Source organism: uncultured Cardiobacterium sp., from assembly GCF_938028825.1.
Lineage (GTDB): Bacteria > Pseudomonadota > Gammaproteobacteria > Cardiobacteriales > Cardiobacteriaceae > Cardiobacterium.
In genome coordinates this window covers 1-24,987 of record NZ_CALIZP010000031.1, presented here as the reverse complement: position 1 = coordinate 24,987, position 24,987 = coordinate 1, and the positions used below count along the sequence as shown (strand labels likewise).

General features: G+C 65.2%; 25 protein-coding genes and 1 pseudogene. 7 read left to right on the top strand and 19 right to left on the bottom strand.

Features of this window, described 5'->3' with window-relative positions; genetic code table 11:
• Positions 1–104: 104 nt before the first annotated feature.
• From Q0562_RS04595 to Q0562_RS04575, 5 genes are all read right to left on the bottom strand, one after another.
• On the bottom strand, positions 105–524 hold the full coding sequence (locus Q0562_RS04595; protein WP_298641776.1) for an organic hydroperoxide resistance protein: 420 nt from the start codon (positions 522–524) through the stop codon (positions 105–107).
• Between the two features lie 178 nt (positions 525–702).
• Positions 703–2,400: a putative transporter gene (locus tag Q0562_RS04590; RefSeq protein WP_298641775.1), complete on the bottom strand. Its 1,698-nt coding sequence runs from the start codon at positions 2,398–2,400 to the stop codon at positions 703–705.
• An 82-nt stretch (positions 2,401–2,482) separates the two neighbouring features.
• Positions 2,483–3,145: a Crp/Fnr family transcriptional regulator gene (locus tag Q0562_RS04585; RefSeq protein WP_298641774.1), complete on the bottom strand. Its 663-nt coding sequence runs from the start codon at positions 3,143–3,145 to the stop codon at positions 2,483–2,485.
• Between the two features lie 106 nt (positions 3,146–3,251).
• Positions 3,252–4,067 (bottom strand): metal ABC transporter permease, encoded by an 816-nt coding sequence (locus tag Q0562_RS04580; RefSeq protein ID WP_298641772.1) that lies wholly within the window; start codon positions 4,065–4,067, stop codon positions 3,252–3,254.
• A 3-nt stretch (positions 4,068–4,070) separates the two neighbouring features.
• Positions 4,071–4,787 carry a metal ABC transporter ATP-binding protein gene (locus tag Q0562_RS04575; RefSeq protein WP_298641770.1) on the bottom strand — a complete coding sequence of 239 codons (717 nt, stop codon included), beginning with the start codon at positions 4,785–4,787 and terminating at the stop codon, positions 4,071–4,073.
• Between the two features lie 168 nt (positions 4,788–4,955).
• On the opposite strand from Q0562_RS04575, the gene Q0562_RS04570 reads away from it, so the two are divergent.
• Positions 4,956–7,127 (top strand): primosomal protein N', encoded by a 2,172-nt coding sequence (locus Q0562_RS04570; RefSeq protein WP_298641768.1) that lies wholly within the window; start codon positions 4,956–4,958, stop codon positions 7,125–7,127.
• 252 nt (positions 7,128–7,379) lie between these two features.
• Here the strand turns inward: Q0562_RS04570 and Q0562_RS04565 are convergent, their stop codons facing one another.
• The gene (locus Q0562_RS04565; protein WP_298641766.1) at positions 7,380–7,550 is read right to left on the bottom strand and encodes a hypothetical protein; all 171 of its coding nucleotides are present in this window, start codon (positions 7,548–7,550) and stop codon (positions 7,380–7,382) included.
• 123 nt (positions 7,551–7,673) lie between these two features.
• On the bottom strand, positions 7,674–8,831 hold the full coding sequence (locus Q0562_RS04560; RefSeq protein WP_298641764.1) for a TerD family protein: 1,158 nt from the start codon (positions 8,829–8,831) through the stop codon (positions 7,674–7,676).
• A 141-nt stretch (positions 8,832–8,972) separates the two neighbouring features.
• Here Q0562_RS04560 and Q0562_RS04555 point away from each other — a divergent pair, with 141 nt between their 5' ends.
• A complete protein-coding gene (locus Q0562_RS04555; RefSeq protein WP_298641762.1) occupies positions 8,973–10,145 on the top strand; it encodes a cytochrome P450 in 1,173 nt (390 codons plus the stop codon).
• A 54-nt stretch (positions 10,146–10,199) separates the two neighbouring features.
• Here Q0562_RS04555 and Q0562_RS04550 read toward each other — a convergent pair whose 3' ends face one another.
• Complete coding sequence (locus Q0562_RS04550) at positions 10,200–11,147, bottom strand: glucokinase (RefSeq protein ID WP_298641760.1); 948 nt, start codon at positions 11,145–11,147, stop codon at positions 10,200–10,202.
• A gap of 119 nt (positions 11,148–11,266) precedes the next feature.
• On the opposite strand from Q0562_RS04550, the gene Q0562_RS04545 reads away from it, so the two are divergent.
• Genes Q0562_RS04545 through Q0562_RS04525 form a run of 5 tightly spaced genes read left to right on the top strand, consistent with a single transcriptional unit; the run spans position 11,267 to position 13,644 of the window.
• Positions 11,267–11,401: a hypothetical protein gene (locus Q0562_RS04545; protein WP_298641758.1), complete on the top strand. Its 135-nt coding sequence runs from the start codon at positions 11,267–11,269 to the stop codon at positions 11,399–11,401.
• On the top strand, positions 11,398–12,117 hold the full coding sequence (minC, locus tag Q0562_RS04540; RefSeq protein ID WP_298641756.1) for a septum site-determining protein MinC: 720 nt from the start codon (positions 11,398–11,400) through the stop codon (positions 12,115–12,117). The genes Q0562_RS04545 and minC overlap by 4 nt, the downstream gene beginning before the upstream one ends.
• A 33-nt stretch (positions 12,118–12,150) precedes the next feature.
• Positions 12,151–12,966 carry a septum site-determining protein MinD gene (gene minD, locus Q0562_RS04535; protein ID WP_298641754.1) on the top strand — a complete coding sequence of 272 codons (816 nt, stop codon included), beginning with the start codon at positions 12,151–12,153 and terminating at the stop codon, positions 12,964–12,966.
• 4 nt (positions 12,967–12,970) lie between these two features.
• Complete coding sequence (gene minE, locus Q0562_RS04530; RefSeq protein ID WP_298641752.1) at positions 12,971–13,255, top strand: cell division topological specificity factor MinE; 285 nt, start codon at positions 12,971–12,973, stop codon at positions 13,253–13,255.
• The gene (locus Q0562_RS04525; protein ID WP_298641750.1) at positions 13,252–13,644 is read left to right on the top strand and encodes a S4 domain-containing protein; all 393 of its coding nucleotides are present in this window, start codon (positions 13,252–13,254) and stop codon (positions 13,642–13,644) included. The genes minE and Q0562_RS04525 overlap by 4 nt, the downstream gene beginning before the upstream one ends.
• Before the next feature lie 233 nt (positions 13,645–13,877).
• Here the strand turns inward: Q0562_RS04525 and Q0562_RS04520 are convergent, their stop codons facing one another.
• The 11 genes and pseudogenes from Q0562_RS04520 to Q0562_RS04470 all read right to left on the bottom strand — a co-directional run.
• A complete protein-coding gene (locus Q0562_RS04520; RefSeq protein ID WP_298641748.1) occupies positions 13,878–14,963 on the bottom strand; it encodes a cysteine protease StiP family protein in 1,086 nt (361 codons plus the stop codon).
• Positions 14,960–15,745 (bottom strand): hypothetical protein, encoded by a 786-nt coding sequence (locus Q0562_RS04515; RefSeq protein WP_298641746.1) that lies wholly within the window; start codon positions 15,743–15,745, stop codon positions 14,960–14,962. Before Q0562_RS04515 ends, Q0562_RS04520 begins: the two co-directional genes overlap by 4 nt.
• A gap of 310 nt (positions 15,746–16,055) precedes the next feature.
• Positions 16,056–17,174, bottom strand: coding sequence for an iron-containing alcohol dehydrogenase (locus Q0562_RS04510; RefSeq protein ID WP_298641744.1), 1,119 nt, complete (start codon positions 17,172–17,174; stop codon positions 16,056–16,058).
• Positions 17,171–18,151 carry a phosphoglycerate dehydrogenase gene (locus Q0562_RS04505; RefSeq protein WP_298641742.1) on the bottom strand — a complete coding sequence of 327 codons (981 nt, stop codon included), beginning with the start codon at positions 18,149–18,151 and terminating at the stop codon, positions 17,171–17,173. Before Q0562_RS04505 ends, Q0562_RS04510 begins: the two co-directional genes overlap by 4 nt.
• Positions 18,148–19,038 (bottom strand): dihydrodipicolinate synthase family protein, encoded by an 891-nt coding sequence (locus tag Q0562_RS04500; RefSeq protein WP_298641740.1) that lies wholly within the window; start codon positions 19,036–19,038, stop codon positions 18,148–18,150. The genes Q0562_RS04505 and Q0562_RS04500 overlap by 4 nt, the downstream gene beginning before the upstream one ends.
• Before the next feature lie 12 nt (positions 19,039–19,050).
• Entirely contained in the window at positions 19,051–20,538 is a 1,488-nt protein-coding gene (locus tag Q0562_RS04495; RefSeq protein WP_298641737.1) for a tripartite tricarboxylate transporter permease, read from the bottom strand.
• A gap of 105 nt (positions 20,539–20,643) precedes the next feature.
• Complete coding sequence (locus Q0562_RS04490; protein ID WP_298641734.1) at positions 20,644–21,594, bottom strand: tripartite tricarboxylate transporter substrate binding protein; 951 nt, start codon at positions 21,592–21,594, stop codon at positions 20,644–20,646.
• 35 nt (positions 21,595–21,629) lie between these two features.
• Positions 21,630–22,103, bottom strand: a complete 474-nt coding sequence (locus Q0562_RS04485; protein WP_298641731.1) for a tripartite tricarboxylate transporter TctB family protein — start codon at positions 22,101–22,103, stop codon at positions 21,630–21,632.
• A complete protein-coding gene (pdxA, locus tag Q0562_RS04480; protein ID WP_298641728.1) occupies positions 22,100–23,134 on the bottom strand; it encodes a 4-hydroxythreonine-4-phosphate dehydrogenase PdxA in 1,035 nt (344 codons plus the stop codon). Before pdxA ends, Q0562_RS04485 begins: the two co-directional genes overlap by 4 nt.
• The gene (locus tag Q0562_RS04475) at positions 23,131–24,384 is read right to left on the bottom strand and encodes a four-carbon acid sugar kinase family protein (protein ID WP_298641725.1); all 1,254 of its coding nucleotides are present in this window, start codon (positions 24,382–24,384) and stop codon (positions 23,131–23,133) included. The genes pdxA and Q0562_RS04475 overlap by 4 nt, the downstream gene beginning before the upstream one ends.
• A gap of 3 nt (positions 24,385–24,387) precedes the next feature.
• Positions 24,388–24,939: pseudogene (locus Q0562_RS04470) on the bottom strand (2-keto-3-deoxygluconate permease); the annotation flags it as partial.
• Between the last annotated feature and the right edge of the window lie 48 nt (positions 24,940–24,987).

Below are 24,987 nucleotides of genomic sequence, written 5' to 3'. Positions count from 1 at the left end.
GGAGGGACATTGTAGCGTAGCCCGTCCGCGCGGGCGGCGGGCGGAGGCGGGGCGCGCATGAAAAAAGCGGGGCAATGCCCCGCTTGTGCGCCGGATGACGGGTATCAGACGTTGATGTGGAAGGTAACGTCGATATTGCCCCGGGTGGCGCGGGAGTACGGGCAGACTTCGTGCGCTTTGGCGATGAGGGCTTCGGCGGCGGCTTTGTCCATGCCGGGCAGGGCGATGTTGAAGACAACACCGAGGCGGAAGTGGTCTTGCGTGTCTTTGCCGAGGGCGACATCGGCGTCGATGGCGAAGCCTTGCGGCACGGCGATTTTGTCGTTGCCGGCGACGAGGCGGGCGGCACCCATGAAGCAGGCGGCATAGCCGGCAGCAAAGAGTTGTTCCGGGTTGGTACCGGCACCGTTGCCACCGAGCTCGGCCGGCGGAGCGAGTTTCAGATCGAGTTTGCCGTCGTTCGATTTGGCGGCGCCGTCGCGGCCGCCGGTGACATGGACGTGTGCGGTGTAGAGTGTGGTCATGATTGGTTCCTCTTGGGTTTGTGGGTGGGTTCATACCGGACGTGTACGGTCCGGATGAGCGGTCATGGTAACCGTTTCGCGGCGCGCGGCATAGTCATGATTTTTGATGGTGGTTATCGGTTATGCCCCGCCCGGAAAAGCCCTCGGCAGATGGGGCTTTTGCGCGCGCGGCGATGCGTCATGCCGCAGCGTGGAAGAAGAGCACGATCAGCATCTGCCCGACCATGATGCGCATGAAGGTGGTGAGCGGGTACACGGCGGCGTATTTGAGCGCGGCTTCGTCCGACTGCGAGATTTCGCAGGCAAACGGCAAAACCGGCGCGCCGGTGTGCGAACCGGTGAGCAGGCCGCAGATTTCCGGGAAGGTCAGTTTGCCCCAGAGGCGGGCGGTGAAGCCCGCAATCAGCAGCGGCAGCAGGGTGATGACGATGCCGAGCGCCATCCAGTAGAGGCCGTCGCCGTCTTTGAGCGCGGCGAAGAAGGCGGGGCCGACGCTGAGGCCGACGCTGGCAAGGAAGAGGGCGAGGCCGAGTTCGCGCACCATGAGGTTGGCACTTTGCGAGACGTAGTGGGTGACGGAAAAGCGTCCGCCGTAGCGGCTGATGAGGATGGCGACCACCAGCGGCCCGCCCGCCAGGCCGAGTTTGATCGGTACCGGCACGCCCGGCACCGGGATGGGGACGGCACCGAGGATGATGCCGAGGGTGATGCCGAGGAAGAGTTCGGCGATGTGCGGGATTTGCAGGTCGCGCTTGGAGTTGCCGAAGGCGGCGACGGCGGTCTTGATGTGCGCGGCGTCGCCGATGATGGTGATGGAGTCGCCGAATTGCAGGCGGGTGTTGCGGTCGGGGATGAATTCGATGCCGGCGCGCATGACACGGGTGATGTTCACGCCGTAGCGGTCGTGGACGTTGAGGGTGGAGAGTTTTTTGTTGCACACCGCGCCTTGCGTGACGTTGACCCGTGTCGAGGTGATGTAGGCGGGCGTGGCGGATTTTGGCGCGTCGCTGAAAATGGTGCTGCTGGTCGGGCTGCCGATGAGGGTGATGAGGCGGTCCACTTCGTCGTCGCGGGCGATGATGAGGAGGACGTCGCCGACTTTGACGCGGCTCTGTTCGTCGGCCAGTTCGATGTTGCCGTCGCGGCTGATGCGCGACACGGCGAAGCTGAACGGCAGGATGCGGCGGATGTCGGCGATGGTCTGGTTTTCCAGCATCGGGTTGCTGATTTCAAGCGCGATGCGGGTGACGACGGAGGTACCGGCGCGCAGGCGGCGCAGGGTAAGGCGTTTTTCCGCCAGCACGTTGATGCGGAAGGCGTATTTGATGATGAAGATGGCGGCAATCAGCCCCAGCACCCCGCCCGGGTAGGCGGCGGCATAACCGGCGGCCATTTGTACCGCCTGTTTGCCGTCGCCGACGAGGTTGGTCAGTGTCTGCTGCGCCGCGCCGAGGCCGGGGGTGTTGGTGACCGCGCCCTGCATCACGCCGATGAGTTCGTGCAGTGGCGCGCTGCCCGCGAAGTAGTAGGCGAGCACGATGAGGATGTCGGCGGCGACGACGATGAACATCAGCAGGTTCAGCTTCAGCCCCTCTTTCTGGAAGGAGGCGAAGAAGCCGGGGCCGACTTGCAGGCCGATGGTATAGACGAAAAGGATGAGGCCGAATTCGCGGATGAAGTGGGCGGTGTGTTCGTTCACCGTGAAGCCGAGGTAGGAGACGATGATGCCGGTGAAGAGGACGATGGTCACGCCGAAGGTGATGCCGCAGATGCGCAGGCGGCCGAGCGCCGCGCCGCTGAAAATGACGAGGGAGTAGATGATGGCGGTGTAGGCGACGCTTTCGGTCTGGGTGAAGAGCTGGGTGAGCCAGTGCATGGGATTCCGTAGTGCTGTTGGTGGGGCGCGCTATTTTATAGCGGGGGTTTTGCGCATTCCATACGGCTCCGTGCGGCACCGCTCAGACTTCTTGCAGCTTTTTCCAGTCGTACACGGTCACGCCGCGCGGATCCCAGATGAGGACGTGTTCCTGTTCGAGCTGTTTCAGCAGGCGCGACAGGGTTTCGGCGCGGATGGCAAGATATTCGGCGAGGTCTTTCTTGTTGATGTCGAGCGGGTAGCGCGCGCCGTTTTTGCGCTCGCCCTGCATGTGGTCGCGCAGATAGTGCAGCAGGCGGGTGCGGGCGTCGAAGACGCTCAGCATTTCGATCTGCGAGCTCAATGATTGCACGTATTCGGCCAGCGCGCCCATGATGGCAAAGCACAGTTCATTGTTTTTCGAGAGGATTTCGCGGAACTCGCGGTTGTTGATGACGAGCAGTTCGGTGTCTTCGGTGGCAATGGCGTTGGCGGGGTAGGTGTCGTGGTGCATGAACATCAACGCCTCGCCGAAACTCTGCCCGCGACTGAACAGCTTGACGGTCTTTTCCTTGCCGTCGGGTGCGGAAAAGTAGAGGCGGACGGTGCCGGAGATGACGAAGAAGAAGTCGGTGGTCGCCTGGTTGCGGGTGAAAATCATGCTGCCCGCGTGATAGTGGCGGCGGTTCTTGCGCTGGGTCAGGCGCGCCCGGTCGGCTTCGGACAAAGGGGCGAAGAGGTAGTGTTTGTCGATGATTCCGGTCATGGCGGCACCTGCGGGTATGGGATTTCTTGACAATTATAATCCGTACCGCTTCGGTCACCAATCAAGCGCGCGGCGGCGGCGGGCCGGAGCCCGCGTATTTTTGCCGTCAGGAAGGCGGGGCCGGACGCCGCAGCCGCCACTGGTGCGTGGCGATGAGCACCGCGAAATAGAGGCCGCCGGCGATGCTGATGATGGCGGGGCTCACCGGCAGGTCGGCGGTCCAGGCCAGCGCCGTGCCGAGGGTGGTCGCGAGGGCGGCGAGGCAGGCGGCCAGCGCCGCGCTTTGTTCGGGGGTTTTGGCGAGGCGGTTCGCGGTGTTGGCCGGGATGATGAGCAGGGCGATGACGAGCAGCAGGCCGAAATACTGCACGGTGGTGCCGATGAAGAGGCCGATGAGCAGCAGGAAGGCGAGGTCGTAGTGGCGCGCGTGCGGGTGCTCGCTGCGGGCGATGGCGGGGCTGATGGTCATGAGGATGAGCGGTTGCCACAGGCGGTAGAGCACGGCGCAGGCGATGACGGCGACGATGCCGATGTTGGAGAGATCGCCCGCATCGGTGGCGAGGATGTCGCCGAAGAGGTAGTTGATGAGGTCGGTGCGGATGTTGTCCATGGTCGAGAGCAGCAGCATCCCCAACGCGAGGGCGATGTGCGACAGGCTGCCGAGGATGTTGCTGGGGTTTTCCCGCCCGCTTTTCTCGATGAGGTAGAGCAGGGCGACGAGGAGCAGGGTGATGCCCCAGATGCCGGCGGCGGGCGGCAGGCCGCTTTTCAGGGCCAGCGCGATGCCGAGCAGGGAGGCGTGCGACAGCGCTTCGCCGAAGTACACGAGGCGGCGCCAGGCGATGAGCGCGCCGATAGGCGCGGCGATGGTGCCGGTGATGAGGGCGCAGAGCCAGGGGATGAGGATGAAGTTGAGGAACATGGTTCAGAGGTGGCTGTGGTCGTGGTGGTGGGTGTACACACCGATGGCTTCGGGGTGGCGGGCGTCGTCGCCCAAGAGGTGCAGGAAGTCGGGGTTGCCAATGATGCTTTCCGGGCTGCCGTGGCAGCAGATATGGCGGTTCAGGCAGAGGATGTGGTCGCTTGCCGCCATGACGAGGTGCAAGTCGTGGCTGACCATGAGGATGGCGGTTTTTTCGGCGCGCTGCCAGTCGCGGATGGTCTGGTAGTAGTCGCCGAGGGCGACGGGGTCGATGCCCGCCGCCGGTTCGTCCAGCACGATGAGGTCGGGGTGGCGCAGCATGGCGCGCGCCAGCAGTAGGCGCTGGGTTTCGCCGCCGGAGAGGGTTTGCAGCGGGGTGTCGAGCAGGCGGGCGATGTTGAGGCGGACGAGCAGGGGGCTCGCTGCCGCCTGCGGGATGTCGCGCAGGAAGCGGCGCGCGGTTACAGGCAAATCGGGCGGCGGGTGGAATTTTTGCGGCACGAAGCCGGTTTTCAGCGGTTTTCTGCGGTAGATGCTGCCCGCCGTCGGCGCGAGGTGGCCGAGGATGAGGGCGAGCAGGGTGCTTTTGCCGGCACCGTTCGGGCCGACGATGGTGAGGATCTGGTTGCGGCGGATGGTGAGGGTGATGTCATGTAGAATGTCGCGCCCGCCCGCGTGGTAGGCGACGTCGCGCAGTTCGATGAGGGGTTGGCTGGTCATGGGGTGTGTGGTTTTTGTGGTTGCGAGGCAGGGTTATATGTTATCGGGTTTGCGCGGCACGGGCGCTATCTTTGCGGGGCGGGGTTTTGCTTTGTGCCGATGCGCAGGGCGGGCTTCAGCCCTCCGCGACACTTGCGTGGCGGCCAGGCGGTTTCTCATGGGTCAGCCATGACCACCCCGCATAGAATCAGCGTTGCCGTGCCGCGCCCGCTGCCCGGATGTTTTGATTATCTCTGCGCCGCCCCCGTTGCAGTCGGGGCACGGGTGCGCGTGCCGTTCGGGCGGGACCGCGTCATCGGTGTGGTGCTGGCGGTGGCGGCGATGGACGACAGCGACGGGCTGAAAGCGGTCGAGGCGGTGCTGGACAGCGCGCCGCTGCTCGACGCCGCCCAGCTGGCCCTGCTGCGCTTCGCCGCCCGTTATTATCAGCATCCGCTTGGCGAGGTAGTGCAGGCGGCGTTGCCCGTGCCGCTGCGTGAGGGGCGGCCTGCCTTGCGGCAACTGCCGCGTTGCTGGCGGTTGACGGCGGCGGGCGAAGCAGCGCGGGCGGGGCGTTTGGGCGGCAAGCAGGCGGCGGTGCTGGCGTTTCTGGCGGCACACGGCGAGGTGGACGAGGCGGCGTTGCGCGCCGCCTGCGCGGTTCCGCCCGCCTGGCTCGCGGATTTGCAGCGGCGCGGCTGGCTCGCCTGCCGCGAATCGTGGCGCGGGGTGCAGGCAGATGCTACTGCCGCGCCGACGCTGAACGAGGCGCAGGCGGCGGCGCTCGCCGCCCTGCCGCTCGCGGGGCAGGCGGTGTCGCTGTTGGACGGGGTGACGGGTTCGGGCAAGACGGAGGTGTATCTGCGCTGGATTGAGCGGCTGACGGCGGACGGCGGGCAAGTGCTGCTGCTGGTGCCGGAAATCGGCCTGGTGCAGGCGCTCGCCGCGCGGCTCGCAGCGCGGCTGGCCGGAGAAGTCGCCGTATCGCATTCGGCCCTCGCCGACGGCGCGCGCCTCGACAACTGGCTGGCGGTGCGCGCAGGCGAGGCGCAGGTACTGGTCGGCACACGTTCGGCAGTGTTCGCGCCCTTTGCCGACCTGCGCGGCATCATCGTCGATGAAGAACACGACGGCGCTTACAAACAGCAAGACGGCTTTCGTTACCACGCCCGCGATTTGGCGGTAGTGCGGGCGCGGCAGGCGGGTGTGCCGCTCCTGCTCGGCTCGGCAACGCCGTCGCTGGAAACCCTGCAACACGCCTGGGCGGGCGCCTGGCAGCATCTGCGCCTGCCGGCGCGGGCGGCAACCGTGGCGCTGCCGGCGGTGCACATCCTCGATATGCGCCGCGAAGCGGCAAGCGGCGGCCTTGCGCACGAACTCATCCGCGCCATGCGGCAGGTACTGGCGGCGGGCGGGCAGGTGATGCTCTTCCTCAACCGCCGGGGTTACGCGCCGCTGTTGCGCTGCGACGCCTGCGGCTGGTGCAGCGAATGCCCCGCCTGCGACGCGATGATGACCGTGCACACCGCCGCCCGGCACCTGCAATGCCACCACTGCGGCCGCGTGCAGGCGTTGCCCGTGCGCTGCCCCGCCTGCGGCAGTGCGGACGACTTGCAGATGATCGGCCTCGGCACGCAGCGCCTCGAACAGACCGTGGCGCGGCAATTCCCGCAGGCGCGCGTGTTGCGCATCGACAGCGACGCCTGCACCACCGGCCGCCAGTTTGCCGCCGCCGTGGCGCAAGTGCACGCGGGCGCGGTGGATATCATCCTCGGCACGCAGTGGCTTTCCAAAGGGCATCATTTCGCCAATTTGCACCTCGTCGCCGTGGTCGATGCCGACCAGGCCCTGTTCAGCGTGGACTATCGCGGCGAAGAGCGCCTCGCGCAGTTACTCGTGCAGGTCGGTGGCCGCGCCGGGCGGGAGATGACAAATGCGGGGCAGGTGTGGGTGCAGACGCGCCAGCCGCAGCATCCGGTATTCAACGTCCTGCGCGAACCCTATGAAACGACCGCGCGCCGCCTCGACGCTGAACGCCGCGCCGCCGCCCTGCCGCCGCACAGCGCGCAAGTGTCGCTACTCGCCCGCCACCGCGACGCCGCGCGCGCCATGCAAACCCTCACCTTCACCCGCGACGGCGCGCAAGCGGCGGGCATCGGCCGGGACTGGCAATGGTTCGGCCCAGCGCCCGCCGTGATGCCGCGCAAGGACGGGCAGCAGCGCGCGCAACTGCTGGTGCAGGCGGCGGACAAGCACCGCCTGCAACGCGAACTGCCGCAACTGGTGGCGTGGTTGCAGGCGCAGGCGAAGGCGTTCCGCGTCAGATGCGCGGTGGATGTCGATCCGCTGTGGCTGGAATAGGCGGGAAGCGCGGTTCGTCATGAAACGGCCTAGCCGGATTTTCCTTATTTTCCTTTCCGGCCTCCGCCCCGCTTGCCGCGACAAAGGCGGCGCACAAAAAACGGCGCGGGTATCGCGGGGATACCGGCGCCGTGGGCCAAAGAGTGCATTGCTGGCAAAAGCAAAAAACAATCTGCCGCCGGGCGGGCCGCAGCCCGCCATCAATATCGCTGCGGCGAGCTTCGACCCGTCCCGCGAACGCGGTTTTATGTATTAGCAGGAATAGCCGGACGGCAGTTCGCCGGATTGCACCTGATAGGAGACGATGGCGCGCACATAGTCGCGCAGCAGGGCGGCGGCGTCGCTGTCCGGCTGGCGGGCGGCGAGGACGAAGGCTTGTTGCAGGGTGCCGTCAATGCTGAAGGTATAGGGGGTATTGCTCATGATTGATGTAAACCGGTTGTTTGTCCGGGCGCGCATTGTACGCCGCTGCACGCACGGTGGCGCACCCGTCTTGCCGGCAAGGGCGGAAGCGGCCTGCCAATGTCCGCCGATGGTTGACCGGCACTATTTCCGCCCCGCCGTCCACTGGAAGCCCCAGCCGAAGGCGCGGTCCATGTCGCGGTGGCCGGGGAAGTAGCGGTTGATGCGTTCGGCGCGGATGCTGCCGCCGTCGTTGAGCAGGCGGGCGATAGCGCACATGCTGTGGCGCGCGTTGCCGTCGGTGAGGCGGGTTTCGATTTCCTGCCCCTGCACGTAGAGGGTGACGATGCCGTCGGTCGCGTCCCAGTTCGGCACGCCGTCGTAGATGAAGGCGAAGACGAGGATTTCGGCGATGTCCACCCAGTGCGAGCCGTTCACGTCCAGCCATTCGCCGTCGATGACCGCACCGGTGCGGTCGTCGCCGCGCAGGCGCACGTATGGCGGGCGGTCGAGGCTGCCGAAGCGGTTGCCGAGCGCCTGCACGCAGTCGCGGTCGCCGTTTTTCAGGCGGATGAAGGCGCCGAGGTCGAGGTCGATGCCCTTGTTTTTGTTGAAGAGGCCGCCGAGGAAGCCGCCTTTTTGCGGCGCGTTGCCGGCGTGGTTCCAGTTGAGGTTGACGCGGATGGTGCCGTAGTCCGCCTGTTTGGCGAGGCTGACGCCGGGGTTGTGCTTGTCGAGGGTGATTTTGCTCAGGCTGAGGCGCGGCGGGGCGGCGGCAGGAGCGGGTTTGGCAGCGGGCGCGGGGTCGTCGGCAATCTCCACGCCGAAGTGTTCGGAGAGCGGTTTCAGCCCGCCGTTGTAGCCCTGCGCCACGAAGCGGATTTTCCAGGTGCCGTTTCTGCGGTAGCACTCGGCGAGGATGAGCGCGGTTTCGCTGCGTCCGGCGGTGTCGAGCGGGCAGGTGATGATGGTGTCGCCGCGTACTTCGACGCCGAGTTTGACGTCGCCGAGCTGTGCGGTCGGGCGCGCGGCGGAGTAGGCGATGGCGATGCGCTCGATGGCGGCCGGCTGGCGGGCGAGGTCGAGAGTGAACAGGCAGTTGCGTTCGTTGCCGCTGCGCTGCACGCTGCCGTCGTCGCTTTGTTGCTGGCCGTAGAAAATCATGTCGCCGTCGCCGCGCACTTTGCCGTTGGCGGCGAGGCGGTAAGCGGCGACGTCAATGTCCGCCGTGCTGGTGATGCGCAGGGTGATGCGTCCGTCGGGCAGCGGTGCGTTGCCGCCCGGAGTGAGTTGCTGGGGCATGGGGGCTCCTGTCGGATGGGGAAGGGCATATTGTAGCGTGTGACCGTGCGGAGGCAGGCGTGCGCGTGTTGATAAAAATCGGCGGCAGAGCGGTGGGCAGGCCTATAATCAGGTCTCCTCCATAACCACAGCCAAATCATCATGAGCAATCCCAAACCCGACTGGGACGCCCGCGCCCCCGCAGTCCAGCAGGACCAGCGCGCCGCCTACGACCGCATGCGCCACACCTGCCCCGTCGCCTACGACGACTATCTCGGCTACACCCTCTTCCGCCACGAAGACATCGCCTACGCGCTGGCGCATCCCGAACAGTTTTCCAACCGCGTTTCCACCCGCCACATCGCCGTGCCCAGCGGCATGGACGCACCGGAACACACCGCCTTCCGCGCCATCAACGACAAGTATTACACCCCCGAACGCATGGCCGCCTTCGCCCCCGCCTGCCGCGCCGTCATCCGCACCCTGATTGCCGAAACGCCGCGCGGCGAAGTGGTGGACATCATGGACGGCTTCGCGCAGCGCTATGCCATGCGCATCCAGAACGCCTTTCTCGGCTGGCCGGAAGCGCTCGAAGCGCCGCTCACCGCCTGGATTGAAAAAAACCGCCGCGCGACACTCGCCCGCGACCCCGCCGCCATCGCCCAGGTGGCGCTGGAATTTGACGGCTACATCCACGACCTGCTGCAAGAGCGCCGCGACGCGGGCGATGCCGCGCCGAACGACATCACCACCGAGCTGCTTTATGACGAGGTGGCGCTGTCCGAAGGCAGGCGGCGCATGACGGAGGAAGAGCTGGTTTCCCTGCTGCGCAACTGGACGGTGGGCGAGCTGTCCACCGTCTCCGCCTCGGCGGGCATCGTCCTGCACTTCCTCACTGCCCATCCCGCCGAACAGCAGCGTTTGCGCGAAAATCCCGCTGCCATCCCGGCGGCAGTCGAAGAAATCATGCGTCTGGAAGATCCGCTGGTCTCGAACCGCCGCATCACCGCCTGCCCCGTGCACATCAGCGGACGCGACCTGCCCGCCGGCAGCCGCGTTACCCTCAACTGGCTCAGCGCCAACCGCGACGAAGCCGCCTTCCCCGACGCGCACGAATACCGCCCCGAACGCGACCAGTCCGCCAACCTCGTGTACGGCGCGGGCATTCATGCCTGCCCCGGCGCACCGCTGGCCCGCCTCGAACTGCGCCTGCTCGTCGAAGAAGTGCTGGCAGCAACGGCGTCCATCCGCTTCGCCGATGATGGCACAGCGGTGAGCGAAAACGCCGTTTATCCCGTCGCCGGATACAGCAGCGTGCGGCTGGTCTTTGCCTGAAACGGTGATACGCAAACGCCCCGGCAACGGGGCGTTTGTCATGAAACGGCGGGGTCAGTCCTGCCGCAGGGCGGCAGCGGCCCCGACCAGGCCGGGGTTCTTTGCCGTCACCAACCAGATGGGCACGGCGGCGAGGTAGCCTTCGAAACGGCCTTTGTCGACAAAGCGGGTTTTGAACGGGCTTTCGTTGATGAAGTAATCGGCGATACGCGGCAGGATGCCGCCGCAGAGATACACGCCGCCGCGCGCGCCGAGCGTGAGGACGAGGTCGGCGGTGACGGTAGCCAGCGCAGCGCAGTAGGTATCAAGCGTCTGCCGCGCCGTTGCCTCGCCGGCGAGTGCTGCGGCGGTGATATCCGCCGGGCGGCGCTCAGGTGGCGTTTCGCCGCGCAGGGTGGCAAGGGCATTGTCGATGAGAGTCAGGCCGGCGCCGTTGGTGATGCGTTCGGCGGAAACGTGGCTGCGGCGGGCATGCGCATATTTCCAGATGGCTACTTCGGTGTCGTTGCGCGGCGCGAAGCTGACGTGTCCACCTTCGCCGGCGAGTGCCACCCAGCCGCCGCGCCCGTCCGGAATGAGGGCGGACACGCCGAGGCCGGTGCCGGGGCCGATGACGGCCAGCGGCGTGTTTTCCGCCGCCTCGCCAGCGCTAACGGGGCATTTTTCATCCGCTGCAAGATGCGGCACGGCCAGCGCCTGCGCGGTGAAGTCGTTGATGACACGCAGTTTGTCCAGCTGAAACTCCGCTTGCAGGGCGCGGATGGAAAAATGCCAGTGGTGGTTGGTCATCTGCACACTATCGCCGGTAATGGGATTGGCGATGGCAATTGACGCCTGTTTGACGCTGACATTCTGCGCGCGCAGGTAGGCAGCAATGGCGTCTTCAAGGCGCGGATAGTCGGTAGTGGGCAGGGTATCAATGGCGTGCAGGCGGGTGCCGTCGCCAAGGGCGAAACGGGCGTTGGTGCCGCCGATGTCGGCAAGCAGGGCGTAGGTTGTCATCTTCTGTGTCCTCTGGATGGGGTTTATGGGCAGTGTGTCATGTTTTGGCAGGGATAACGTAAAAATTCCGTCACAATGGCTTTTCCCCGTGTATAATGCGCGCACATTTCATTCATTATATGTACCTGAAAACTTGCCGCTTCTCCGGAAGCGGCTTTTTTTTGCCCGTTTTCTGCCTGCCGGCAGCGCTATTGAGGGCATGGGATGAAATCCGTATCATGCCGCCGTTTCAACAGATTTCCGCATGGCCATGAGCGATCCCCTTCCTTTCAAAGGACGCAATATCAGCATTACCGCCGTCCTGCTGCAAGACGCCGATACCACCAAAATAGACGAAGCATTGAGCGCGAAAATCGCCCAGGTGCCAGCCGGCTTCTTCACCACACAGCCGCTGGCTGCCGATTTGTCCGCGCTGGACGGCTTTCAGGCGGACGACAAATGGCTGAAAACGCTGAAACGGATTTTCGAGCGGCACAAACTCTGCTTGATCGGGGTCAGCGACGGCTGCTGCGCGGCAGGGGCACTGGTGGCGGCGGGGCTGGCGGAAATCGGTACCGAGGCGAAAGGCGGCAGGGCCGCGCCCACTGTCAAGGCGCCCGAAGAACCGCCCGCTCCGCCCAAACCGGCAGCGCCCGTCGCCGCGCCGACCAAACTGCTGCGGCAGAACGTCCGCTCCGGGCAGCGCGTTTTCGCGCGCGGCGGCGACCTGGTCATCATCGGCGCGGTCAGCCCGGGTGCGGAACTCTATGCCGACGGCAACATCACCGTCTATGGCCCCCTGCGTGGCCGCGCCTTTGCCGGCGGGCAGGACAACACCGCCGCCTATATCTACTGCCACACCCTCGGCGCCGAGCTGGTTTCCATCGCTGGCTTCTATCAGGACATGGAGCAGTTGCAGGCAAGCGGCGTCCGGGACAACGTCTTCATCAGCCTGAATGCGGATGAAAGCATGCGGATAGTGTCGGTATAATGCCGCGTCACACCATAACGAAGAGACAAAAACATGAGTAAAGTTATCGTTGTAACCTCAGGCAAAGGCGGAGTAGGGAAGACCACGACCAGCGCCAGCATCGCCTGCGGTTTCGCCATGAAGGGGCACAAAACCTGCGTGATCGACTTCGACGTCGGCCTGCGCAACCTCGACCTCATCATGGGCGTGGAGCGGCGCGTGGTGTACGACTTCGTCAACGTCATCAACGGCGAGGCCAGCCTCAAGCAGGCGCTCATCAAGGACAAGCGGGTCGAGAACCTCTACGTGCTTGCCGCCTCGCAAACCCGCGACAAGGACGCGCTGACCAGAGAAGGCGTGGAAAAAGTCATCAACGACCTGAAAGCGATGGACTTCGAGTACATCATCTGCGACAGCCCCGCCGGCATCGAGCAGGGTGCCCTGATGGCGCTGTACTTTGCCGACGAAGCCATCATCACCACCAACCCCGAAGTCTCCTCCGTGCGCGATTCCGACCGCATCCTCGGCATCCTCGCCAGCAAATCGCGCCGCGCCGAGCTGGGCGAAGAAGCGGTCAAAGAACACCTCGTCATCACCCGCTACAAACCCGAACGCGTGCAGCAGCAGGAAATGCTCTCCGTGGAAGACGTCATCGAAATCCTCTCCATCCCGCTGCTCGGCGTCATCCCCGAAGACCACGACAACGTCCTCATCGCCTCCAACCGGGGCGAGCCGGTCATCCTCTTCCCCGACAGCCATGCGGGCCAGGCCTATGCCGATCTGGTCGAACGCTTCCTCGGCAACGACCTGCCGCACCGCTTCCTCGATGTCAAACGCAAAGGCATCTTCTCCAAACTCTTCGGAGGTTAGGCCCATGAGCTTGTTTGATTTCTTCAGAAAGAACCGGCCGCAACACTCGGCGGCGACGGCCAAAGAGCGCCTGCAAATCATCGTCGCACACCAGCGCAACCGCAGCAGCCAGCCGCAGCTCCTGGAAACCATGAAGCGGGAAATCCTCGAAGTGGTGAAAAAATACTTCGCCATCGACCTCGACGACATCAGCGCCGACTTCTCGCGCGAAGGGGAAACGGAAATCCTCGAACTCAACATCAACCTGCACAGCAAAGACAATCAGCCGGAAGACGCGGAAATCTCATGAACGATGCTGCGGGCGTCCGCCTTGACCAGTGGCTGTGGGCGGCGCGCTTCTACAAAAGCCGGGTGCTGGCCAAAGCTGCCATCGAAAATGGCCGGGTCCTCGTCAGCGGGCAGCGCGCCAAGGCGGCACGCACCATCAAAAGCGGCGACCTGCTGCACATCGACAAACACGGCGAGCAGGTGTACGACGTGACCGTCATCCGCTGCGAAAACAAGCGGGTGAGTGCGCCTGTCGCGCAAACCTTCTACGCGGAAACCGCAGACAGCATCGCCCGCCGCGCCGAACTGCACGCACAGCAGCACATCGCGCACGAGATGGTGCACTACCCCAACCGCCGCCCGGACAAACGCGAGCGCAGACAAATCCGCGCCTTCCGCCACGGCGGATAGACGGCATTAAAAAAACGGGCTCAGGCCCGTTTTTTAATGGCACTGCCCCCGTGGATTGACTGGAAACCATGACGCTTGACGGCCACGGTATCAACACCGCTTGACGAGCCAGCGGGCGCAGCCTGCTTTTTGCGTTTCGGATTAAGCACAGCCGCCAAGCAGGGAAACCACGCAGTTTTTGCTTTTGAGACGCTGCACGCAGCCTCCCTACAAAGAAACCCGGTATTTCTACGTCAGCCCTTTGTCGGGCGGTGCGCGCGGATAAGCGCCACGGCGTGATAGGGCAGGTCGGGGTGGTGTCCGATGCGGGTCTGTTTCTCGGCGGCGAGTTGCACCAGGTGCGCGGTGGCGGCAGCGGCAGGGTCGCGCAAGATGAGGCGTTCCGGATGGCGGCGCAGCAGGACACGCGTCGCTTCACCGATGCCGGGTTTGATGAGGTTGTCGTTGCTGATGCCGTAGCGGGCGCGGATGTCGGCGAGCAGGTTTTGCGCAGTTATGGCAGCCTGTGCCGTGTCTGCGGGCGCGGCGCTGGGCAGCTCGCCGTCGGCCAGTGTGCTGATGCGGTCGGCGAAGGTTTGCGAGAGATCGTGCGGCGCGAGATCGCGGTAGTAAACGCAGCCGTGGTAGTCGTCTGCGCCGATTTGTCCGTTCAGAATGCTGCGGCTGATGAGGCCGCTGATGGTGGCGTTCAGGAGGGCGGAGGGGATGAGGTAGTCGTCGGCGGTGGCAGCGCAGACGGCAGTGCCGGAGAGGTCGGCGAGGACGTAGAGGCCGCTGTCGATGTTCGTCCCCGCTTGCGCGTTATAAGCGGCGATGAAGCGGTGCAGTTCGCGCGCGATGACGCCTTTGCCCGTCCAGCCGTCAATGAAGACGAGGTCGGTATCGGCGTGATGAGCAAGGATGTGGCGCAGGGCGTTCCCGTCAATGCCGCGATCACGGATGATCGAGATGCTGTAATGGGCGACGGGTGTGCCATAGTGGTGACTGAGAATGGCGCGCAGGATGACGCCGACCGGTGTCCCCGCGCGCGCCAGCGAGACCAGCGCTGGCGCACGCGGGTGGCGCGCGGCGATGTTCGCGGCAAGCTGGCGGCAGTCGGCGGCCATGCGCGCTTCACTCTGCGCGCAGGCGGCACGGAAGAGGTCGAGGTAGCGCGCGCTCGGCGGATATTCGGGCGAGAGCATTTCGCTGTAATGCTTTTTGCCGCTCTGGATGAGCGCTTCTTTGGCGGCGGTGTCGGCGATGGGCGCCAGCTGGATGGGTTTCAGCAGGAAGGTCACTTGTTCGGCGCGGTAGCTGCCGTGGAAGGGGATGTTCATAGTTGGCGGGCAATTTGGCTGACGGAAGGAGCAAGAAGGTAGTCGCAGAGGCGCATATAAGGCAGGTCGCTTGTGCTGTCGCCCATGCCGATGCTGACCAGCGCGGGATGTGCGGCGTGGTACTGCGCGAGCAGGTGAGCGACGGCGTGCGCCTTGTCGAGCCAGGCGGGGAGGATGGCGAGATTGTTGCCGTTCCGGTGCAGGCGGAAATCCCCGCCCAAATGCGGGCGCAGGCGGGCGGCGGCGTCATCGAGCGGCGCGAGGTCGGCGCTCGTGCTTTTCACCAGCAGATAAAAAGGAATGTCGAAATCGCGGATGAGGCGGGTGTTGAGCGCTGCCGTCGCGGGCAAGCGCGCGGCGAGGGCTTCCAGCGCGGCGACGCTTTGGGCGGCATTGGCACGGCTCTGCGCCAGCCAGAAGGGATCGGCACGGCCATCCGGCAGGAGGATGATGCCGCCGTGGTTGATGACGGCGTGGGCGGTGAAGGGGATGCGCACGCGGCGGTAGGCATCGAGATTGCGCGCGGTGACGGGAATCGTCGTGGCGTGTGCCTGCCAGTGCACCAGCAGCATTTGCTGCGCCGGCGAGGCGTAGGAAACCGGCGCGCCGTCTTTGAGATAGGCCAGCGGGCGGTGCGCGGGCGTCAGCGGCACCTTGCGCGCGCTGGTGAAAAGGGTGTCGTCGAGGTCGGTGAAGAGGAGGAACATCGGGCGGGGTGGAGAACAGGGGATGCCATTGTAAGCGGCTTTGCGCACCGGGCTGTTTTTAGGGGCTGTTGACATTCGACTTGCGCAGCGGATTTTTGCGGCAAAAATGGCAGATGCAAGGCAAAAAGCGCAGTAAGGTTGGACACCTTGCGAGCATTTTTAACGCAGCAGCTGCCGGATCCTGGCCGAAAAGCCGCCGCAACGTTGAGTGTCAACAGCCCCTGGAGGCTGTTTGGAAGGCAGGCAGAATCCTTGCTGCCTCTTGCGGCACCGACAGACCCGGTTCGCTACCTTCCGCCCAGGCGGATAATGGCGGCAAAGCCGCAGCAAGCATCCGCCCTGTCCCCACCCCGCAGGCGGCAAGGCATGCCGCCGTATAGAGTGTTCAGTAAGCGGCGCGGTAGAGGGCGAGGATGTCGTCTGCCGAGAGATCGACCGGGTTCCAGTCGAGCAGGCGGCGGATGGCGTGCGCTTCTTTCGCCATTGCCGGCAGGGCGCTTTCTTCCACGCCGTGATCACGCAGGCGCATGGCGAGGCCGAGGCGTTCGCAGAAGGCGTAGGCACCGGCAAAGGTATTGGTACGGTCATGCGCGACAAAGCCCAAAGCGGCACCGATGTTGGCGGTTTTTGCCGTGCAGGCGTCGCGGTTGGCGGCCAGGGTGTGCGGGAAGATGAGGGCGTTCGCGAGACCATGCGGGATTTTGTAGCGCGGGCCGAGCGGGTAGCTGACGGCGTGTCCGGCGGTGGTGTTGACCGGGCCGAGGCAGATGCCGCCGTAGAAGGAGGCCAGCGCCATGCCGCTGCGTGCTTCTTCGTCGGCGCCGTTATCGACGGCGCGTTGCAGGTATTTGCCGACCAGTTCGATGCCGCGCAGGGCGTAGTCGTCGATGAGCGGGTGGGCGCGTTTTGAAGTGTAGGCTTCGACGCAGTGCGCCATGGCGTCCACGCCGGTGGCGGCGGTAACGGCGGGCGGTACGCTCAGCATGGTCTCTGGGTCGATGATGGCGAGATCGGCCAGCATGTGCGGGCTTTCGGTGGCGATTTTGCTCAGGTTTGCCGGGTCGGTGATCAGCGCGCGTGTGCCTGCTTCGGAACCGGTGCCGGCAGTGGTGGGGATTTGTACCAGGCCGACGGTGCGTGGCGGGGCGCGGTTGGGGCTGCTGATGTCGGCGAGCGGCGGGTGGCCGTTTTGCATGATGGCGACGAGTTTGGCGAGATCCATCGCCGAGCCGCCGCCGTAGCCGATGACGACATCGCAGCCGTCGGCCGCCGCCACGGCGGCATCGAGCATGGGGATGTCGGGTTCGCCGCGCAGGTCGGTGTAGTGGCGCAGGTTGGCGAGGTGCAGGGTGTCCAGGCGGTCGCGCAGGAAGGGGTCGGCGACGATGAAGGGGCGGTGGTAGTTGTGGGCGGCGAGCCAGTCGCCGAGTTGGGCGAGGGCGCCCGCGCCGAAGAGGACGGTGCGCGGGCGTTCAAGGCGGATGGGGGTGTCGAGTGTGGTCATGGGGTCTCCGTTGTGGGGGTTTGCCGGGGCGGTAGTTCTCCGGCGTTCAGGCAGTGCGGCGGGGTGTCGCCGCGCAGCACGGCGTCTATGCTGTCAATGACCATCAGGCCGACGTTTTCCAGTGCTTCCAGGGTGTCCGCGCCGCTGTGCGGGGTAAAGATGGCGTTGGCGTGGCGGAAGATGGGATGACTCGTGTCCGGCGGTTCCTGGATATAAGCGTCAATGGCGACGCCGCCGAGGTGTCCCGCTTGCAGGGCGTCGTAAACGGCGTTGAGGTCTATGACTTCGCCGCGCGCGAGGTTGATGAGGCAGGCGCCGGGTTTCATCTGTGCCAGGGTGCGCGCATTGATGAGGGCAGTATTGTCCTTGCCGCCGAAGATGTGTAGCGAGACGTAATCGGCATGGGCAAGGAGTTCTTCCAGAGAGGTGAGGCGGATGCCGTGTGCGGTGGCATAGGCAGTATCGGGGTAGGCATCGTGGGCGATGACGGTCATGCCGATACCTTGCGCCAGTTTGGCAAGGCGTTTGCCGATGTTGCCGAGGCCGATGATGCCGAGGGTTTTGCCGCCGAGCTGGCGACCGACAACGCGGTTCCAGCCACCACTGGTGACGCTGGCGTGTCCCTGCGGGATGTGGCGGGCGAGGGCGTAGAGCAGGCCGACGGCGAGTTCGGCGACGGCATCGGCGTTGGCCGCCGGGGTGTTGCAGACGGGTAGGCCGTGCGCGGTACAGGCGGGGATGTCGATATTGTCCACGCCGACGCCGTGTTTGAGCACGGCTTTGAGACGTGGCGCGCGGGCGAGGATAGCCTCGTCCACGGGCGGCAGGCCGACGACGAGGATATCGGCCCGTTCAAGGTGTGGTGTGAGGGCGTCGTTATCGGCGCAGCGGATGAATTCCCAGCCGCGTGCGGCGATGAGGTCGGGGACGCGCCCGTGTTTGCCGAAGCCGGGCGAGGTGGTGACGACAGTGGTCATGCGAGGAGTCCGTGTTGTTTGAGGATGGCGGCGATGGCCTGGTCCTGGGCGTCGTTCGGCAGCAGCGCGGGCTGGCGCGAGGCACCGACGCTGTGATCCATCACCCACAGGGCACGTTTGACCATAGCTGGCGGATAGCCGAGTTTGTAGAGGTCGGTGCGCAGGGCGGTGTATTTTTCTTGAGCGGCGCTTGCTGCGGCTTCGTCACCCTGGTTATAGGCGGCGATGATGGCGGCGAGCACGTCCGGCATGACGTTGCCGAGGCCGGAGATGCAGCCGTGTGCGCCGTTGGCGAGCGCCCAGTGCACGAGGTGGTCGGGGCCGGAATAGACGTCGAAGCCGGGCACATCGCGGCCGACGTGCAGGTAGGCTTCGAGGGTTTCTTTGGCACCGCCGGAGTCCTTGATGCCTTTGATGTTGCCGTGGGCGGCGAGGGTGCGCGCGGTTGCCGGTTCGATGTGGTTCTGGGTGCGCGCCGGGATGTCGTAGAGGTACACCGGTGCCTTCACGCCGTCGGCGATGGTGGAGAAATGGCGGATGAGGCCGTCCTGGGTGCAGGCGATGAAGAAGGGGGTGATGACGGCGATGCCGTCCACGCCGAGGGCGTCGAAGGCTTTGGCCAGTTTCAGGGTCTCGAAGGTGGCGGGCATGCCGGCGTTGACGATGACTTTGACTTTGCCGCCCGCCTCATCGACGACTTCGCCGGTGAGCTGCACTTTTTCTTCAAAGGTGAGCGCGCTGAAATCGCCGTTGGTGCCGCAGCAGAGGAGGTTGTTGCCGGCGGCGATTTGCCGCTGCACCTGGCGGCGGGTGGCGGTGTAGTTGATGGTTTCGTCGTCGTTGAAGCAGGTAACGAGGGCGACATAGGCTTCTTTTGCGTGTGTCATGGGAGAATCTCCTTAGCGGTTTGCCGCGCGGCGGCGGGACAGGTGCTGGCGGATGAGCGGCCAGCAGAGGGAAAAGACGGCGAGCACGAGGAAGAGCAGGGTGATGGGACGGGTGAGGAAGGCGGCGAAGCTGTCGTTGTTTTGAATCAGGCCACGGCGCAGGTTGGATTCCATCAAGGGACCCAGGATGAGCGCGATGCACAGCGCCGCCTGGCTGAAGCCGAATTTCTGCATCGCCCAGCCGAGGACGCCGAAGCCGATCATGGTGTAAAGATCCACCGGGTTGAGGTTGAGCGAGAAGGCACCGATGAAGCAGAAGAGGATGATGGACATGGTCAGCAGGCGGCGTGGCACGAGCAGGATTTTCGCGGCGAAGGGAATGATCATCATGCCGAAGATGAGCATGAAGAAGGTCGCCATGAAGGTGCCGCCGAAGATGCCGACGATGACGCCGGGTTCATTCTGGAAGAGCAGCGGTCCGGGGGCGAGGCCCTGAATCATCAGCCCGCCCATGAGCACGGCGGTGACGACGTCACCCGGTACGCTGAGGGCGAGGAGCGGGATGAGGGCGGCGGCGCAGACGGCGTTGTTGGCTGATTCGGTAGCGGCGATACCGGGGGCGTGGCCGGTGCCGAATTTTTCCGGGGTCTTCGAGGCGCGGCGAGCTTCGTTGTAGGAGATCCACGAAGCGGTGCCGGAGCCCGTGCCAGGCACGATGCCGATGAAGGTGCCGATAACGGAGCCGCGCCACAGCGCGCCGATACTTTCTTTCATCTGCGCCAGCGTCGGCCAGATGCTGCCGGAGACGACGGAGATGTCGCCGCCATCCGTGCGCGCACTGCGTTCGAGCTGCGAGAAGATTTCCGACAGGGCGAAGAGACCAATCAGTGCCGGGGTGAAGGCGAAACCGGAGGCAAAGCCCTGGATGCCGAAGGTGTAGCGCAGGGTGCCGCTGATGGGGTCGGCGCCGACGCAGGAGATGAGGATGCCGAGCAGGCCGGAGAGGATGCCTTTCAGGATGTCGCCGGAGAGCGAGGCGATGATGGTGAGGCCGAAGAGCGCGAGGGCAAAGTATTCGGAGGCGCCGAATTTGAGGGCGATACCGGCGAGTTGCGGTGCGAGGAAGGCGAGCACGATGGCAGCGAAGATGCCGCCGATGAAGGAGGCGACGGTCGCCATGCCAAGGGCGCGGCCCGCTTCGCCTTTTTGCGCCATTGGGTAGCCGTCAAGCACGGTGGCGGCGGAGGCGGGTGTGCCGGGGGTGCGCAGTAGGATGGAGGAGATGCAGCCACCATAGATGCCGCCGATGTAGATGCCGATGAGCATGTTCAGCCCCATCACCGGACTCATGCCGAAGGTGAGCGGGATAAGGAGAGCCACGCCCATGGTGGCGGTGAGCCCCGGCAGCGCGCCGATGACGATGCCGCCAAGCGTGCCGAGGGCGATGGCGAGGATCACGTTCCAGTGAAGGAGCGGGGCGAGTAATGCGAGATTGTCCATGAGTCATCCTTTGTCCGGTGGGTTGGGTGGATTGCCGGCGGGCGGGGGATTTTTCGCCCCACCCCGGCCCTCCCCGCAGGCGGGGGAGGGCGATGGCCGGTATCGTCAGTTGTTCATGTTGAGCATGCCGAGTTTTTCCAGGACGGCGCGGGTGGTCTGTTCGTCTTTATCGACGCGGGCCTTGAAGTCGGCGGCATTTTCGTAGGTGGGGAAGTCGCCCATTTCGGTCATCTTCGCCTTGAAGTCCGCATCGTTCGCCACGGTTTCTACCGCTTTTTCCAGCCAGGCGACGGTGTCCGGCGGCAGTTTTTGCGGGGCGATGATGCCTTTCCACGATGACCAGGTGAAATCGACGCCTTTTTCCACGGCGGTCGGCACGTCGGGGAAGTCGGCGATGCGTTCGGCTTCCATCACGAACAGCGGCTGCATTTGTCCCGCTTCGGCAGCGGACTTCACTTCCGCCGGCGAGGCGACCAGGGTTTGCACATGGCCGCCGATGCAGGCGGTGCGCGCGTCGGCGGCGCCGTCGAAGGGGACGGAGTCGATTTTGATACCGGCGGCGAGGGCGAAGGCTTCGGCGGAGATGTGGTTGGCACCGCCGGCACCGGAATTGGCGACTTGCACCGGCTTGTCTTTGGCGTAGGCGATGAATTCGTCGTAGGTCTTGAACGGTGCGTCTTTGCAGGCGGCCAGCACTTGCAGCGAGCGGGCGAAGAGGCCGATGTAGGCCGGGCTGTCGTGCCGGTAGTCGGTACCGCCGATGAGCGGCTTGATGACGAGCGGGCCCTGGGCGCCGGTGCCGAGGGTGTAGCCGTCCGGGCGGGCGCTGATTGCGGCCGAAGTGCCGATGGAGCCGCCGCCGCCCGGCTGGTTGCGGATGACGACGTTGGTGCCAGGGTAGTGTTTTTTCATGGTTTCGCCGAAGAGGCGCAGCGCCAGGTCGCTGCCGCCGCCCGGAGAGTAGGGGACGATGATCTGGATGGGCCGTTCCGGGTAGGCGGCGAAGGCGGGCAGGGCTGCGGCGCAGGCGGCGGCAAGCAGGGCTTTTTTCAACATGATGACAGTCTCCGTTATAAGTGAAAGGACGTTATTCAGGGCAGCCAGCAGACGGCGAGCAGCTTGGTGAAGCCGAAGTACACCGCCGCCGTCATCACCACCGGGAAGAGGATGAGAACCAGCGGCTTGCGTTCGCCGAGGATGAGCAGGCCGAGGAAGAGGGTGGCGGCGGTCGTCCAGATGTAGCCGACGGGCATGAGGGTGACGGTGTAGGCGATCATCAGCAGCACGAACAGCACCATTTGCCGCAGCACGCGGCGTTCCGGCAGGGCGATGGTGCCGCCGTCGCCCGCTTTTTCCTGCCACAGGGCGCGGACGAGCAGGCAGGCGGAGCCGATGCCGAGCAGCACCACCATGATCCACGGCATGAAGGCGGGGCCGGCGATGCTGCCGCCGGGTGGGGTTTTCAGCCGCGCGGTGGCGACGGCGGCAAAGATGCAGAAGACGAGCATGCCGCTGCTGATGTAGAGGTCGGCGCGGCTTTCGCGGATTTCCGGGGTGGTATTCATGGGGTATTCTCCTGTTGGGCGCTTTGCCAGACTTGCGACCAGCCCGGCGAGAGGGCGGCGGCGCGCCGGCAGGCGAGTACCAGCGAGCCTTCACGGGCGATGCCACGGCCCGCGATGTCGAAGGCGGTGCCGTGATCGACCGAGACGCGCACCACCGGCAGGCCGGCGGTGATGTTGACGCCGTCGTCGCCATAGACGGCCTTGAACGGGGCGTGGCCCTGGTCGTGGTAGCAGGCGATCACCATCGGCCATTTGCCGCGCACCGCCTGCGGGATGAGGGCGTCGGCGGGCAGCGGGCCGTGCACGTTGATGCCGTCCGCTTGCGCCGCATGAATGGCGGGGGCGAGCTGGTCGGCGTCTTCGTCGCCGAAGAGGCGGTTTTCCCCGGCATGCGGGTTGATGCCGCATACGCCGATTTTGCTCTCCGGCCGGCCGAGGGCGCAGGCGAGGGCATGGGCGAGGTTGATGACGGTGCGGGTGCGCGCCGGGGTGCAGGCGTCGATGGCGCTGTGCAGCGATTGGTGGGTGGTGAGGTGGAAGAGGTAGAAATCACCCGCCGAGAGGATCATCGAGTAGTTTTTCACCCCGAATTCGTGGGCGAGGATTTCAGTGTGCCCCGGCCAGTGGTGGCCGCCGGCGTGCATCGCCGCCTTGTTGAGCGGGGCGGTAACGATACCGTCGATTTCACCGGCGCGACCAAGGCGGCAGGCTTCGACCACGTAGCGGTAGGCGCCGTCGCCGGCGCGCGCCGCGATGTCGCCCGGCGGCACATCGTCCAGCGCATCCCCCACTTGCAGCACTTCAATGGCGGCGGGGTCGTTGGTCACGTCGGCGGCGCGCGCGATGGTGCGCACGCTGGCGGGGTCGAGCCCGGCGAAGCGGCAGCCGCGCCGCAGGGCAGCGGCATCGCCGATGACGAACAGTTTGGCAATCTGCCGCAGTTCGGGGTGGTTGAGCAGGGTCTTGGCGGTGATTTCCGGGCCGATGCCGGCGACGTCGCCGAGGGTGATAGCCAATACAGGCAGGGTCATACTTGAGCCTCCTTGGGGTTGAGGTCTGCCATCATGCGGCAGAGCAGATCGGGCGCGCCGAAGCCGCCGGATTTGGTGATGACGACGAGGCCGTCATAAGCACCACCACGCACAGTGGCCAGCGGTACGCCTTCGGCAATGGGGCGCAGCACGCGCAGTGCGGTAACGCCGAGCGCGTGCAGCAGGGCGGCCGAGCCGTCGCCGCCGAACAGCACCAGCGCACCGAAGCGGCGTTTTTTCAGGCTGTGTTTGCCGAGCGCCGCCAGTTGCTGTGCGAAAGTCTTGGCCAGCGCTTCGGCGGCGGCGCCGCTGGCAATGCGGGCAGGGTTGGCACGGATGATGACGGTGCCGTCGCCGGAGACGAGCAGCGCTTGCAACTGCGCGGTCAGTGCGGGCAGAGAGCCGGGCGCGAGCAGTTGCGCCGGGTGCGGGCTGAAAACGATGGCATCCGCACCGGCGGCCGAGCCGATGTAGGCATCAACTTGCTGCTGGCTGGCATTGTGGATGGAGGTAACGAGAAGCAGCGCCGGCGCATTGAGCGGTAGCGGGTCGGGCGCCGCCTGTGCGGTAGCAGTAGGCAGGGTAGCAACTACCGCGTTCGCCAGCCCGGCGGAACCGACCGGGATGGCACCGTGGCCGAGCACGGCGATTGCTTCAGCGATGCGGCGCAGGTCGTCATCGCTGCGTGCATCAACCACGACCACCTCCGCCTCGCTCTGGCGGATGGCATCAGCCAGGGCGTGTACTTCCTGACAGGGCATCACCAGCGCGCCGGGCAGGAGCGCCGCCATGTCGGCGGTTGGCACTGGGCAGATGGCGTCGTGGCCGGATGGGGTGTCGTTGACCGGTACGCCGTTTACCAGCAGGCGGCCATTTTCAATCGTTCGTCCCATTGCCGGATAGGCGGGGCAAACTACCGCGCGGGCATCGCTATGCACGGCGCGCCAGGCGGTAAGCGCGCCCTTGATTTGTGCCGCCACCGAGCCGCGCATGGTGGAGTCGATTTTCAGATAAAGGCAGTCAATCGTGCGGGCGGCGGCAATCACCGCTGCCGTCGCCGCTGCCGCCTGCTCTGGCAACGGGCGGCAGTCCGTGGAGACGGCGAAGACTTCGGCCTCGGCCTGCAAGGCTTCGGGCAGTGTGTTGGGGGAGAGCGCGAGGACAGTGGCGAAACCGGCCCGGGCGAAAGTCACGCTGGTGTCATTGGCGCCAGTCAAATCGTCGGCGACGACGAGCAGAGAAGTGGACATGATTTACTCCTGTTCTTGGGGAAGACCGCCTTCCCGCTTGAGTACCCAAGCGGCGACCAACGGGGCAAGCACGGCGGAAACGAGGACGGCAGCCGCCACCTGCGCGGTCGCGGTTTGTACATAAGGCAGCATGGAAGGGTCGGCTTGAGCGACGATTTCCGGGGTGATGACTGCATTGCCGGCGGTTGTTCCGGCGGCGAAGCCGATGCCGGACTGCTGGCCGCGATGCAGTAGCAGCTTGTAGCCGGCGTAAGTCATCGCCCCGGTTAGCAGGCAGCAGAGCACGCCGAGTACCAGCCCGACCGCACCACCGCTGACAATGGCGTGCAGATTGATGCCAGTGCCGAGGGCAAAGGCAAAGAAAGGAATGACGATAGCGCCGGTCGGCTTCATCAGCTCCGTCCATTTCGGATCAAGATTGCCAATGACCATGCCGAGCAAGAGCGGCACTACCGCTGCTACCATCAGAAGCACGGGAATATCGGCCAGTCCGGAGACGCCGAGGAAAAGCAGGACGAAGAACGGCCCGTCGTTTACCGCCGAGGCGATATAGCTAATACACCTAACATTTCATACATCTAAGCAAATAAAGTAGCGTGAAGA